This is a genomic window from Bradyrhizobium sp. BR 1432 (genome assembly GCF_051547705.1).
Classification (GTDB): Bacteria; Pseudomonadota; Alphaproteobacteria; order Rhizobiales; family Xanthobacteraceae; genus Bradyrhizobium; species Bradyrhizobium zhanjiangense.
This window is the reverse complement of sequence record NZ_JBPUGF010000003.1, coordinates 5,720,749-5,733,570: the sequence shown is the minus strand read 5'-3', so window position 1 is coordinate 5,733,570 and position 12,822 is coordinate 5,720,749. Positions and strand designations below refer to the sequence as shown.

Below are 12,822 nucleotides of genomic sequence, written 5' to 3'. Positions count from 1 at the left end.
GTGGACTCTGGTGCTATCTTGTAGGTAGATCAAGCAATTGACCCTTCAGACAAAAAAGTCGCTCACCGCATACAACGTCAATTGAGCTTTCTCGGCGTTCGGACTAGTGTGCCTCTGGGGATGTAGCAGCCTCCCCATCAAGTGGGTCATCCCATGCAAGAGCTGTTCGCTTTGTTTTGGAGCGGACACATGGATGGGATGTCTTTTGAACTTCCGCTTTTCATTGTTGCGACGTTCGCCGGTGCGCTCGTTGCCGGCATGTCCGGATTTGCATTCGGTCTGATAGCCGCCTCGATCTGGCTCTACATCCTTACTCCCTTGCAGACCGCCAGCTTGATCATCGCCTTTGGGCTGATCGTGCAGGGTTACTCCGTATGGAAATTGCGTGGTGCTCTGGACTGGAGACGGCTCTGGCCGTTCATGCTTGGCGCGGCACTCGGCGTACCGGTTGGGGTAACAATATTGACCTGGGCCGATCCTGGCCACGTTCGCGCGGGTGTCGGCGTGTTTCTCGTCCTCTACAGCCTCTATGCACTGTTTCGTCCTACGATCGAGCCCCTGAAATCACAGGGCGCCGCAGTCGATGCCGTTGTCGGATTCCTCAACGGCGCCCTGGGCGGCATCACTGGGCTCGCCGGAATCCTCATCACGATCTGGTGCGGACTGCGCGGGTGGCCCAAGGATGTGCAGCGTGCGGTTTTTCAACCCGTTGCGGTGGCGACGTTCCTGGTGAGTGCGCTTTGGATCGGCGCCAAAGGCGCGTTGAGCGCGGAGACGATCAAGCTCTTTCTGATCGGATTGCCGGCCCTGCTCGCCGGCACTTGGCTTGGTCTCAAGTTGTTCGGCCGCGTCAGCGAGGCCGCATTCCGCAAGATTGTATTGGTGCTGCTGTTGGCTTCGGGCGCGGTCCTAGTCGTCTAGCGTCGCGCTGGCCTGGCCCTTGTCCTGTGCAGAACCAACACACAATCATATGGATCAATGAATCAGGAGCCGCTTTCCATGCTTGAACCCACAGCTCGCCTCGGCCGCATCGCTATCCTGTGGCGCGGAGATGAAGCAGCGCGCCGCGGCGCCTCACCAGAGACCAGCCGGTTCAGTGCCGTATTCGCGGCGCTCGCCGATGTCGGCGTTGATGCGGAACCGGTGGTCTATGAGGACGATGTCCTCAACGCCGTCCGAACACAGCTCGCCACGTTCGATGGCGTGCTCGTCTGGGTCAATCCGATTCACGAGGGGCGCAACCGCGCCAATCTTGACGCGCTGCTGCGCGAGGTCGCGGCGCGCGGCGTCTGGGTGAGCGCCCATCCCGATGTCATCCTCAAAATGGGCACCAAAGAGGTGCTCCATCGCACCCGCATTATGAGCTGGGGCTGTGACACGGCCCTCTATCGAACGCTCGAGCAGATGAGTGTGGAATTGCCCTTGCGACTCGCCGCAGGTCCGCGCGTGATCAAGCGCAACCGCGGTAATGGCGGCCAGGGTGTCTGGAAAGTCGAGGCGCTGGCAAGTCCACCCGAACGGGCTGATGGTACGCGTGCTTGATGCCACCAAGGAAGGATCGGAGGACATCGCATTGGACGAGTTTCTTAAGCGGTGCATCGAGTATTTCGAAGACGGTTCTGTGATCGATCAGCCGTTCCAGCCACGCCTGAGCGAAGGGGTGGTCCGCTGTTATATGGCAGGCGATCGCTGCGCCGGCTTCGGCTATCATAAGGTCAAGGCCCTGGTTGACGAACCGACCGCGCGCGCGAAAGCCGGACCGCGGCTCTATGCCAACAAGGCCGACCCGCGCTTCCAGGGCCTGCGCCGGTTGATGGAAGACGAGTGGACGCCGCAGCTGACTTCCTTGCTGGACATCCCGAGGAGCGATCTCCCGATGATCTGGGATGCAGACTTCATGCTGGGCCCGCCTTGCTCCGACGGGAGCGACAGTTACGTGCTCGGCGAGATCAACGTCAGTTCAGTCTTCCCGATCCCGGATGACGCGCCGGCAGAGATCGCCCGCCGCGTCGCGGATAGACTGCAGGCGAAGCTCTGAATGTCGACTGTGTCATAGCTTCGGAAGCTGACCACATCGCGCTGCTCGGCTCCGGCGTGCAGCCAGCGCAGGCGCTGAGTGTCTCTTTCGCTCGCGCTGACGATGCGATCGAGCGGCAACGCATTTCGGTCTGGCTCTTGGTTGACCGGGGCTCACTCACAAGGCCGCTATGCGCCCAAGCGGCCCTCCCGGCCAAGTCGCAGTTTCACCCGCAGGCGACTGGCAGCATTTCTGTCGTTCTGGCGCTTAGGTCTGCTTCTGTGGAGCAGCTCACTGCAACCGCCGCGAAGTCTATCAGCCCTGCGAGATCACCCGCGAGGTCACGGAGCTGAAATCGCACTCATGTGTGAACCGGCTCACCAATCGTGCCGGCAATTTGTCGTATCATTTCTCCAGATCGCGCTCCAAGCGTGTGGCAGGTCTTCGTCGCGTGTCTCGCTTGACCCCTGAGGCGCCTCCTCCGCCTTGCTGCGGAGGCGCGGCCTAACGATCGAAAGCGACACGGCCGGACCAAACCGTCTCGCGCACCGCGGCGATCTCAACGCTTCGAAAGGAACTCTCCATGCTCACCTTTCTGCGGCAAGACCCTTCCATTCCGGTCGATATTCAAGACACCGAGTTCACGCGGGATCTGCTCGGCCGATACGTGTGCAGCACCTATGACGAAGCCGTGAGCAACGGCGGCAAGCCGTTTGATGTAGTGGTCATCGGCGCAGGCATGTTCGGCGCCTATGTCGCCGACAAGATCTATCGCGGCAGCGCCGACCAGAACCTCCGGGTGCTCCTGCTCGACGCGGGAGGCTATTTTGCTTCAACGCACGTGCAGAACATGCCGCATCTCGGGCTGAATGCGCCGGATACCGCGCTGGTCACACGTAACGATCAAGATCCGGGTGGGCGCAATGGCGTCTGGGGCATTCCTTGGCACAGCAACGAGCCGTTCACCGGGCTAGCCTACTGCCCGGGAGGCCGATCGCTGTTCTGGGGAGGCTGGTCGCCGCGGCTCACGCCGGCTGATCTGGCTGCGTGGCCCAAAGGCGCGCGCGATTTTCTGACAGCGAACTACCCGGACGTCGAGTTCGAAATTGGCGTTCAGGACAAGGCGGACTACCTCTCGGGTCCGCTCAATGCGGCGGTCAATGCAGCGCTCCAAAGCGTGGCGGGCGGCGCGAACATTCCCAATGTGACCGTCGATGTCGTCGAAGAGGCCCCGATCGCGGTGCAGGCAGGCTCACCGGGGCCCGGCCTCTTTTCCTTCGACAAATTCAGCAGCGGACCCATGCTGCTGGAGAGCATCCGCGACGATATCGCGAAACGTTGGACGTTGAACGATAATTCGCGGCGGCGATTCTTCCTCGTTCCGCGCTGCCACGTGATCCGGCTACAGAACAGCGGGGGCAAGGTCACGGGCATCGATCTCACCTACAATGGTCAGTTTCGATCGCTCTCCGTTCCGACAAACCTCAGTCCCGATTGCCAGGTCATTCTGGCGGCGGGGACGATCGAGTCGACACGGCTGGCGATCGAGTCGTTCCCGATCAATCGTGGTGCGTACAGCATGGGCGCCAACTTTATGGCGCATCTGCGCACGAATCTGACCGTGCGCGTCAAGCGCAGCGCGCTCGGGCTCGGAGCGGTCACCACACTTGAGCAGGGCGGAGCCATCGTGCGCGGCGAGATCACGAATCCGGACGGCAGCAAACGCCGCTATCATTTCCAGGTGCTCGCATCGGCCGAGAAAGGACAGAACCCGGAAGCAACGATGTGGACTATGGTGCCCGACATCGACCTGTTGCGGAACCTGCTTTCGAACGAGGACCCGGATTGGGTGGCGATCGTTTTCCGCGGTCTCGGTGAAATGGACGGCGACAAGAGCGCAGGCCCGGGCGGCGTCACGAGCTTCGTGAACCTCACCAATGCGGCCGATCCGCTTCAAAACGACGGCATGAGCGCGCGCGCGTGGGTCAATTTCACGCCGACGCCAAACGACTACGCGGCCTGGAGCAAACTCGCCAGCGCAGCGGTCAGCCTGGCCGGACGCCTCGGCAAGAACGCCGGCGACGTTCAGTACCTGTACAATGGCGGCTGGCAAAGCATCCCACCCGCCGATCCGTTTGGTGCCACCAAGGACAAGTTGGGCAATACGCATCACGAAGCGGGCACGTTGTGGATGGGCGAGGATCCGGCCACATCGATCACCGACTCCAACGGACGATTCCATCACATCGCCAACGCCTATGTTGCTGGCCCTGCTGTGTTCCCCACCGTCGGCTCGGCGAATCCGTCTTTGACCGGCCTTACGCTCGCGCGTCGGACGAGCGCCGCCGTCGTTGCGGCATCGACGCCGACGCCTTTGGCGCGTTTCAAGCCGCTCTACGCAGGAAGCTTGGCAGACTGGCAGATGTCGGGGTCCGGAAGCTTCCTGCAGGTGTTCGACATTCTCGAGTCCGTCGGCGGGCCCGGATTGCTCTGGTACACGCGCGAGAGCTTCTCCGACTTCGTGCTCGAGCTGGAATGGCAATACGCCAACCGCACGGACAACTCCGGCGTTTTCATCCGCGTGCCCAACCTGAACAGTTCGAATCCGAACGATTGGACGGCCGCAATCGACCAAAGCTACGAGATCCAAATCGATCCCCGTGGATACAACTCCGAAAAGAATATGGAGAGCGATCCGCTGCGAAGCACGGGCGCCATTTACAACATCAGTGCCGCGACCCGCAGCGATGTTGCGAAAGGCCCGTGGCAATGGAACAGGTTCCTGATTGAGGCGGTCGGAAACCGCATCAAAGTGACGCTTAACGATGTGCTCGTGAACGACTTCACGGATCCCACGTCCCGGTCTCTTCGCGGCCACATCGCGCTACAAAACCATCACGATGGATCGAAGGTGCAATTCCGCAACATCCGCATCAAGACGGTGTTGCCGGGAGTCACCGAGCTGCCTGTCCCAAGGGTCGCCTAGTCTTCGCCGTTCTGCACAAGATGGGGCGCTCCGCCGGAGCGCCCTTGGCAGTTGCGCGATCTGCGTCGGAGGGCGGCCGCATTTGCTGTGATTTCAATGGCTTATCGAAATGGGCAAACGCGTAAGTGCATTTCGGGCCTATAGGCGCTTTTCAGGCACAGCTCCAAAGCTCTGAACTAGGTCGGGGTTTCCGGATGCCACGCCTCGCCATCGACCCGCCGACGCATCGCTGGACTCTGCCCGTTATTTGGACAGATGCCACGGCGAAGCCACGTGTTCACGCCACCCGCCACTGAGATTTCGGCCAATAACCGCCGTCAAACTGGCGGGGCTGGCGCGGCGTTGTGTGGGCGTCTGCGGAGAAGCCGTATGATCGGAGCCTGCGGCTGCGCGGTCAGAGCTCCGTTCCCAGTCCCCGTGGCCGAGCAACTCTTTGCGTTCGCCGGTCAGTTGCTCCAGCGCTGACCGACTTCGTCATCCTGGTCACTGCCACCGCCAGGCCTCATCCTATGCGACCTTTCGACGATTGAGGCCGAAGCCTATCGCCAGAGCCGCAATCATGAGTAGCTGGGCCGCGACCGTTTGCGTGGTTGGGAACAGACCAACCAACGAGATGCGTGGCACCAAGCGTAACGGCGCGATGCTAACGATGCCGGCCTCTTGCAGGGCCGCGATGCCCTTGCCCGCCAGCACGACCGTCAGAATCGCCATGAGCCACGAACTGTAGGTGAAGAACTTGCCGATTGGCAGCCGGCGGCTATAGCGCAGCATCGCCCACGCGATGAATGCCAGCGCCGCGCACGCGCTCAGCGCGCCGGCAAGGATCGTACCGCCGTTTCCCTGGCTCCACAGCGCCGCGTAGAAGAGGATCGTCTCGAATACCTCGCGGTAAACCACGATGAAAGCGAGCCCGAACAGAAACCAGGCCGAACCACCGGACAATGCCTTCGCCATCTTTTCGCGAATGTAGCGCTGCCATTGATCGGCGTGCGCCTTGCCGTGCATCCAGATGCCAACCGAGAGCAGGACAACGGCGGCGATCACCGACCCGATCCCTCCGTCAGCTCCCGGCTCGCGCCGCTGATTCCGATCACCCAGGTCGCGATGACCCAGGTTGCGAAGCCGGCGACGAGCGCGCCCACCCAACCCGCATGGACGTAGGGCATGACCTCCATCCGCTCAGCCTTGCGGAGGAAGGCGATCATCGCAACGACGATCAGCAGCGCTTCCAGTCCTTCGCGCAGCAGGATCGTTGCCGCTCCGAGAAACGTTGAGAGGCCGCTTGCCGCATTGGGGAAAGCGACGCCTCTGCATCATCAAAAAGATCGTCGAGGACCTGTACGCGATCGGCGAGCGCATCGGCATTTTCTCCGCTCTGGATGGCGGCACGGTAGTCGCCCATCGCGCCCTCGATCCGCTCCAGAAGCGCACGATTGCGCGCCCCCAGCGCCGGTTCGACCGGCTCAAACCCATCGAGATAGGCAGACAAAGCCAGTTCGCCCGCATGCTGGCGGTCCCCCGCACGATAGGCGGCAAGGCTCGCGGTCAAGCGGCCGCGCACCAGCGACAGGGATCCGGTCTGCTGCTGCGTGACGGTTTCTGGATGACGACGCAAATAAGCCATGAGAGCGTCGGCCTTGTCCTGTCCGATCTTGCTCGCGAGCGCTGCGGGCGTCGTCCCGACGAGCGTCTTCAGATCGGGAACGAGCCTATGAAGCGAGGCGTCCTGCTTCCACAGCCGCTCGCCTTCAGCCGCAGCGGCATCGTGGAAGGCGAAATGACTGGCGTAGAGGGCCAGCGCCCAACGGTCATCGGTCGGAAGGCTGTCGAAGCTCGGCATCGCCGTACCATCAAGTCCCTGGGTGATCACCTGATAGAGGGCAAACACGCTGCGCTGGCGAGCACGCTCGGCGTCCGTGAACGCTATGGGCGGCGTATCAAGCTTGACGGCATCTGGTCCATGGCCGTCGCCCGCGTCTCCATGGCAGGCGGCGCAGTTCTGACCGAATAACGTCGCGCCGCGTGCGAAGTCCGGAACCTTGTTCGGCGCCAGCGGCACGGGGTAGGTCGCCAGCAACGCAGCCGCCAGGCCATGCGCTATAGCTGCTACTTGCTCGGCGTCAGACTTGTCTGCGATGGCGCCCTGCAGGCGGGCAGCTTCCATCGCAAGCGCTTGCCGTTCCGGCTTAGGTGGGAGTGCAGCGATCTTTGCGGCAACGGTCGCCGCGAACTCATTCTGCTCGGCATATTCGGAAGGGCTTAAGACCGAGCCATGTGATACGGCGCCGGCGTAATCCACCGCAATGTAATCCAGCAGTCGCCACGTGGTTTCGACATCGCTCGTCTCGGCCCTCGCTGCGCCGCAGAATACCAGAGCGACCAGCGTGGCAAGCACTGCGAGACGCGGCGGTAAAGATAGCATGCTCACCGGGGATGCCAAATTGAAGGTTGGGTCCGAGGACGGTCGTACCGCCGGTTTCGGATCGGTGCAATTTGAGACGTTCTAATTCAGCTCCAGGTCAACTTCTTTTGAGGCATGTGCGCCGGCCTTCTCGCCGCGGTAAGCGCTCCCGTTAACCGCGCCGGGCGAGTAGCGGCGACGACAGCAAGCGTCGCCTTTGCGCCATCGGCTCCGCCCTTCTCCGGGGCGCCAGCAAGTAACGCGATACGGCGTCCGAAAGACTGCTAGACTTAAGTTTCGGAGTTCGTGAGATCGTGCTTCGGCGCAAGGCCCACCCTACGTGGAGAAGGCCATGAGATTTGCGGTCGCTTCATTGTTGCTGGCAATTGCGCTCGGATTGGGTGCGGCCGTGGGAATTATGCCTGCTGCTGCCCAGACCTTCACTGAATTCATGCTGGCTCCCGCCAGCCGTCCGTCCGCAATCACCACTGGGCCAGACGGTGCGCTCTGGTTCACCGAGGCAGCGGGCAAGATCGGGCGAATAACCATCGATGGCAGCATCACCGAATTCCCGATCAAGGGCGGCGGCGTTTTGCATTCCATCACGACGGGGCCTGACGGCGCGCTGTGGCTCACCGAGTTCACGGCGAAGAAGATCGGGCGCATTCCGACGACCGCCACCGTCGAAAACCTAAAGCTGACCGAATTCGCAATCCCTGGATCGACGGGACCACTTGGCATCACGACCGGGCCAGATGGTGCCTTGTGGTTCACCGGGCGACAGATTGCCAGTTCGCTGGAGGCCGCATCATCAGGCTCAAGCTCAACCAACCTCATTCTTTCATCGTGTCGTGGTGATGATGCATCATGGGAGCCATGTCACTGGGCCGCATGGCGCCGACCTTCGCAACCGGAACCGTGACGTCGACTTTGCCCGCCTTGGCAAACGTCAAACTTAGAGAGAAAGTCTGACCTTCTTTGAGCGGCTGCTTCAAGTCGACGAGCATAATGTGCATGCCGCCCGGATCGAATGTGGTCTTTGCATGAGGTACCAGATCGACGACGGGCATTTCGCGCATACGGGACATGCCATTCTCTTCTGTGGTGCTGTGAAATTGAACTTTGTCCGCGACGGGCGTCGTCGCCCCCAACAACTGGTCTGGAGATTCGCCGTTATTGATCAATGTAAGGTATGTTGCGCCGGTCTTGGCTCCACCGGGCGTCGCTCGCGCCCAAGGTCGCTCGACTACGATTGAGCTCGAACCTGACATTTGCGCGTTAACCTGAACGCTGGCTGCCAAAACGAATGCGATGCTCAAGATCAGCTTGATTGGTTGTTTCATCAGTCGTGCTATCCGTTCTTGTGGACCATTTGCTTGCTCAGCCAAGCGGCGATCTCATCTCCACCTTCGCTACTCTGGATCACATTCGCGAACCGTCCCTGTGGATCCATCAAATAGAGGTACGCGCTGTGCGAGACGGGATAATCGGTCTTTTCGGCTTCGGATTTCTGCGCTTCGGCGTACACGCGATATACCCTCAGCACGCCGTCGATCTGCGCCTGGCTTCCAGTCAGGCCGACAATGCGATGATCAAATGACTTCAGGTAATCAGTCATGACGACAGGGGTGTCGCGCTGGGGGTCGACCGTGACAAAGAGCGGTTGGAGCTCGCTGGCATTTGGGCCAAGCTTTTCCAAGGCCGTGCTCATGTTGGTGAGCGCGGTCGGACACGCATCCGGGCAGAAGGTGTAGCCGAAGTAGATCAGAAGCCACTTGCCGCGGTAAGTCTCATCGCTCACTGTCTTGCCGTCGGTCGTTACCAGCGTGAACGGCCCGCCAATCGCTGCCGTGCCAGACGTGACGACCTTCGGATACGGAGTCGCCACAAACCATACCTCAGCCAGCGCGATCGCGCCGGCGGCCGCAACAAGAGCTATGATGGTCAGGCGTCTGGTTCGTGTCTTCATCGACGGCTACTGTTTGGCCTTGGCATCCGGCGATCGAGGAGCGCGCCACTGGTCGTTGGGTCGGCCACTGCTGTCATCTCTGCCCATCATCGCGCCGCAATGGTTCATCATCCCTATCCGTTCCATCATTCCGCTCCCCCGACCCATCATTCCGACCATCGTCGTGGAGCTGGACGAGGCGTGATCGTCGGCATAGAGAGCCGGAGCCATGGTCACCGCGGCGACCGAGAACGCGGCGAATACAAGCAGAGTTCTAGCGGTTGATTGCATGTTCGGTCTCCTTTCGTCGGTTTCCGATTTCCGCAGGCTCGCCGCGCGTTCTTTCGGCGGCGTCCCCAGGATTTCGGTCTGGACCCCGACCCTGAGCGACATCTGCCGTTGCCTGGTCAAGGACCGGAGAATTCGTTGCCTGCCAGCCGACATTCGCTGCGCTTTGTGATGTGGAGGTTCCGCAAGAGCGGCCGATCAGGCGGTTCATGCACAGACCGAGCCCGCACATCACCAAGCATGGCAGTACGCTCAGCAGGACGGGCGCAATACCGGCAGCCACGAGCCAGTTCCATCCGAACGCGGTGCCGGCGATCACGGCGATAACCGCGAGGATAACCAGTGCGCGCCGCTCCCCAAGATAACGCCAGGGCCGCCACGCGCGTACCGCAGAGATATCATCTGCTCTTATTTTCGTCTGAGGAGTCATCAGCTGTTTCTCTATCGAGGATCACTTCGTTAATGGGCGACATCAGCCAGTCGAACACACGCCGGAGCAGGCCGAGCGACGCGTGCAATCGATCAGGGTCTTGCCGCTGAGCGAAGCGATCGCCGGTATTGGTCATGACGGCTCGGAGCGTGTCGGCGATTTCTGGGGAATCCGACTCGGCCGGGCCAAGCGCGCGCCCGACTTCCTGGCCAGCGCGATCGATAATGAGCGTCGTCGGCAAGCCGATCGCGCCTACAGCACGCAACGCCTGCCCGGAGGGGTCGGTGTAAACGGCAAGGTTGCGAATGGTGACCTCGGAGTAGAACTTGCGGACGGCTTCGTGCCCGCCGCGATCCACCGAGAGAGGTACAACTTCGAGCTCGGCGCCGCCCAAGGCCGCTTGCAGCCGATCGAGCGCGGGCATTTCCTTTCGGCAGGGCACGCACCAGGTGGCCCAGATATTGAGGACCACGACCTTTCCTTTGAAGTCAGCCAGACTTCGCGGTCGGCCTTCCTCATCACTGAACTGAACAGCGGCGACAGGTCTTGGGCTGTTATGCAGGACCACCTTTTTCGCTGGCTCCTGAGCAACGGCCAATTGAGTGGCCGCTGCGAGTGCGATTGCGACAGCGATCGCGGACTGAATCCGGCCGATACAGGGGACAAGCATCATTGCTGCTCAACCTTTCCGATCGATGGCAGGATCGCATCCACAAGCCGTTTGGGGACGATCGTTGGCCAACGTGCTTGTGGGGCGATGCGGGCCGACCTCGCCCGCTACCGACTGGCTACACGGTGGCGTAGACGGTCGGTGCCTTGCCATCCTTGGTCACGGCGTAGATGACGAATTTCTGCGTCTTGGGGCCGGTCATGCCGGGGGAGCCGGTCGGCATCCCGGGAAGGGTGATCCCCGCAATCGGCGGCCGCTCGGACAGAAGCTTACGGACCACCTCCACAGGGACATGCCCATCGACCACGTAGTTGCCAACGAACATCGTGTGACAGCCCTGATATTTCGTCGGCACGCCAGCGTCTTGGCTGATCTCGGCGAGATCATTGGTGGGCTTCACGTCAACGGCAAAGCCGCTCTGCCGAAGATACGCGGCATAGTCCTCGCAGCAGCTGCATTGCGGATTCTTGTACAAGGTCGCCTGGGTCGGAGCGGCAAACACTGGCAGCGGCAGCACGAGCGTCGTTAGCGCAGTGCCAAGGCAGAATGTCCGTCTATTCATGTCGTTTCTCCTTTGCAAAGATCGGGTTGCTCATGCAACGCGCAGCACCGTCATCATTCCCGACACCTGGTGGTCGGTGACATGGCAATGCAGCATCCAGTCGCCGGGATTGTCGGCGACAAAAGCGATCTCGATCGTCTCTTTCGGTCGCACGAGAACGGTATCGGCCCATTGCCGGTACGGCACCGGTGCACCGTTGCGGCTCAGGACGCGGAAGCTGTGGCCGTGGAGATGCATAGGATGCCACCAGGCGGTCTCGTTGCGCATCGACAGCACGCAGCTTCGTCCGCGCCGCAGCGTAAGCAGCGGCGGCATCCCAGCGTGACCGTCGCCCGTCATGGAATGACCGTTGATGGCCCAGCTGGCTTGGTTGCCCATGCCCATCATTCCGCCCATCCCCATCATGCCTCCGCCACCCATCATGCCGCCCTGCAGCCGGAGTTCGCGCAGTTCGGCGTTGGTCAGGTCCGGCTCTGGCAACGGATTGCGCGGCAAACGGAGCGGTGAATCGAGTGGATGCGCGCGGAGCGGCGGCTCATCTTTGTAGGCGAGTTGAGTGAGCCAATAAGACAGGTTGTCGTAGAAGTCGTCCATCACGCGGTATCGCCGTCCCGGTTCACCCTGCATATCGAGGATGAGGTCGACGCGCATTGCGGGAGCAAGAAGCAGGCGCCCATTGTCGGGCTCATGCGGTTCGCAGGGCTGGCCGTCGATCGCGACGATTGTCGGACGATGGCCCTCGAAGCGCAGGGACATGATGCGAGCGAGCGAGGTGTTGATGAGACGCAGGCGAATGCGCTCCCCTGCCCGTACTGACTCCTCTTCGGACACCACACCGTTCACCGTGACGGTGTTGCCGACGCGGCCGGACATGGCGGCTTCCATGCCGTTGCCGAATCCCGACGCGATTTGCGCGTCGGATTTGAGCCGCCAGTCGCTCAACACCCAGACAACGTCGCGGTCGACCGGTACGGGTTCCGGCTCTTCAACGATCAGAGCTCCGGCTAGGCCGCGCCCCAGTTGCTGCAGACTGTCGGCATGCGGATGGTACCAGAACGTGCCGGCGTCGGGCGGCGTGAATTCGTAGGTGAAGGCTTCGCCAGGCTCGATCGGCGGCTGCGTGAGGCCAGGAACGCCGTCCATGGCATTCGGCAGACGTATGCCGTGCCAGTGGACGGTCGTATCTTCCGGTAACTGGTTTCGCACCACCAACCGAACGGGCTCGCCTTGGCGGAGCCGGATGTCGGGACCAGGGATGCGATTCCCGTAACACCAGACATTTGTTTCCGTGTCAGGCGAGCCAACGAGGGACACGCGACCGGGCGCCGCGGAGAGCTCAATGAACTTGGGTTCTGCCGGTGCGGCTCGTGCTATTCGCGGCAACAGGGCGGAGGCCGCAATTGCGGTGCCACTTAGCAGCACTGCGCGACGATCGATCGCCGGACGCAAATTGGAGTGCATGAATGCCGATCCTGGACGTTGATCCGCTGCCCGTGGCCAAGAGCCCACGTGCGTCATCA

At 61.6% G+C, this 12,822-nt stretch carries 12 protein-coding genes and 1 pseudogene; 4 read left to right on the top strand and 9 right to left on the bottom strand.

Translation table 11 applies throughout. The features are described 5' to 3' along the window. The first annotated feature begins 153 nt into the window (after positions 1-153). The 3 genes and pseudogenes from ACSKB8_RS27685 to ACSKB8_RS27675 all read left to right on the top strand — a co-directional run bounded on the left by ACSKB8_RS27685 (position 154) and on the right by ACSKB8_RS27675 (position 5,003). Positions 154-921, top strand: a complete 768-nt coding sequence (locus ACSKB8_RS27685; RefSeq protein ID WP_438107683.1) for a sulfite exporter TauE/SafE family protein — start codon at positions 154-156, stop codon at positions 919-921. Positions 922-999: 78 nt separating this feature from the next. Then, positions 1,000-2,038 (top strand): annotated as a pseudogene (locus ACSKB8_RS27680) (Cj0069 family protein). A 562-nt stretch (positions 2,039-2,600) separates the two neighbouring features. Beyond that, on the top strand, positions 2,601-5,003 hold the full coding sequence (locus tag ACSKB8_RS27675; protein WP_438107682.1) for a family 16 glycoside hydrolase: 2,403 nt from the start codon (positions 2,601-2,603) through the stop codon (positions 5,001-5,003). A gap of 507 nt (positions 5,004-5,510) precedes the next feature. Here the strand turns inward: ACSKB8_RS27675 and ACSKB8_RS27670 are convergent. Genes ACSKB8_RS27670 through ACSKB8_RS27660 form a run of 3 tightly spaced genes read right to left on the bottom strand, consistent with a single transcriptional unit; the run spans position 5,511 to position 7,398 of the window. Then, positions 5,511-6,047 carry an FTR1 family iron permease gene (locus ACSKB8_RS27670; protein WP_438107681.1) on the bottom strand — a complete coding sequence of 179 codons (537 nt, stop codon included), beginning with the start codon at positions 6,045-6,047 and terminating at the stop codon, positions 5,511-5,513. Then, positions 6,044-6,220, bottom strand: coding sequence for a hypothetical protein (locus tag ACSKB8_RS27665; protein ID WP_438110698.1), 177 nt, complete (start codon positions 6,218-6,220; stop codon positions 6,044-6,046). Before ACSKB8_RS27665 ends, ACSKB8_RS27670 begins: the two co-directional genes overlap by 4 nt. Next, the gene (locus ACSKB8_RS27660) at positions 6,220-7,398 is read right to left on the bottom strand and encodes a c-type cytochrome (RefSeq protein WP_438107680.1); all 1,179 of its coding nucleotides are present in this window, start codon (positions 7,396-7,398) and stop codon (positions 6,220-6,222) included. Before ACSKB8_RS27660 ends, ACSKB8_RS27665 begins: the two co-directional genes overlap by 1 nt. Before the next feature lie 358 nt (positions 7,399-7,756). Here ACSKB8_RS27660 and ACSKB8_RS27655 point away from each other — a divergent pair, with 358 nt between their 5' ends. Continuing rightward, entirely contained in the window at positions 7,757-8,326 is a 570-nt protein-coding gene (locus ACSKB8_RS27655) for a Vgb family protein (RefSeq protein ID WP_438107679.1), read from the top strand. On the opposite strand, the gene ACSKB8_RS27650 is transcribed toward ACSKB8_RS27655, so the two are convergent. The 6 genes from ACSKB8_RS27650 to ACSKB8_RS27625 all read right to left on the bottom strand — a co-directional run bounded on the left by ACSKB8_RS27650 (position 8,238) and on the right by ACSKB8_RS27625 (position 12,763). Next, positions 8,238-8,747, bottom strand: a complete 510-nt coding sequence (locus tag ACSKB8_RS27650) for a copper chaperone PCu(A)C (RefSeq protein ID WP_438107678.1) — start codon at positions 8,745-8,747, stop codon at positions 8,238-8,240. The genes ACSKB8_RS27655 and ACSKB8_RS27650 overlap by 89 nt on opposite strands. Before the next feature lie 8 nt (positions 8,748-8,755). Further along, positions 8,756-9,373: an SCO family protein gene (locus ACSKB8_RS27645; RefSeq protein WP_438107677.1), complete on the bottom strand. Its 618-nt coding sequence runs from the start codon at positions 9,371-9,373 to the stop codon at positions 8,756-8,758. 6 nt (positions 9,374-9,379) lie between these two features. Then, a complete protein-coding gene (locus ACSKB8_RS27640) occupies positions 9,380-9,745 on the bottom strand; it encodes a hypothetical protein (protein WP_438107675.1) in 366 nt (121 codons plus the stop codon). Positions 9,746-10,038: 293 nt separating this feature from the next. After that, positions 10,039-10,743 carry a TlpA family protein disulfide reductase gene (locus ACSKB8_RS27635; protein WP_438107673.1) on the bottom strand — a complete coding sequence of 235 codons (705 nt, stop codon included), beginning with the start codon at positions 10,741-10,743 and terminating at the stop codon, positions 10,039-10,041. A gap of 115 nt (positions 10,744-10,858) precedes the next feature. Beyond that, complete coding sequence (locus ACSKB8_RS27630; protein WP_438107671.1) at positions 10,859-11,302, bottom strand: DUF411 domain-containing protein; 444 nt, start codon at positions 11,300-11,302, stop codon at positions 10,859-10,861. 30 nt (positions 11,303-11,332) lie between these two features. Continuing rightward, positions 11,333-12,763 (bottom strand): multicopper oxidase family protein, encoded by a 1,431-nt coding sequence (locus ACSKB8_RS27625; protein ID WP_438107669.1) that lies wholly within the window; start codon positions 12,761-12,763, stop codon positions 11,333-11,335. Between the last annotated feature and the right edge of the window lie 59 nt (positions 12,764-12,822).

Coding starts and splice junctions, on each gene's coding strand:
- ACSKB8_RS27640 (WP_438107675.1), bottom strand. CDS start 9,745: ATGTCGCTCAGGGTCGGGGTCCAGACCGAAATCCTGGGGACGCCGCCG.
- ACSKB8_RS27625 (WP_438107669.1), bottom strand. CDS start 12,763: ATGCACTCCAATTTGCGTCCGGCGATCGATCGTCGCGCAGTGCTGCTA.
- ACSKB8_RS27655 (WP_438107679.1), top strand. CDS start 7,757: ATGAGATTTGCGGTCGCTTCATTGTTGCTGGCAATTGCGCTCGGATTG.
- ACSKB8_RS27635 (WP_438107673.1), bottom strand. CDS start 10,743: ATGATGCTTGTCCCCTGTATCGGCCGGATTCAGTCCGCGATCGCTGTC.
- ACSKB8_RS27650 (WP_438107678.1), bottom strand. CDS start 8,747: ATGAAACAACCAATCAAGCTGATCTTGAGCATCGCATTCGTTTTGGCA.
- ACSKB8_RS27685 (WP_438107683.1), top strand. CDS start 154: ATGCAAGAGCTGTTCGCTTTGTTTTGGAGCGGACACATGGATGGGATG.
- ACSKB8_RS27630 (WP_438107671.1), bottom strand. CDS start 11,302: ATGAATAGACGGACATTCTGCCTTGGCACTGCGCTAACGACGCTCGTG.
- ACSKB8_RS27675 (WP_438107682.1), top strand. CDS start 2,601: ATGCTCACCTTTCTGCGGCAAGACCCTTCCATTCCGGTCGATATTCAA.
- ACSKB8_RS27645 (WP_438107677.1), bottom strand. CDS start 9,373: ATGAAGACACGAACCAGACGCCTGACCATCATAGCTCTTGTTGCGGCC.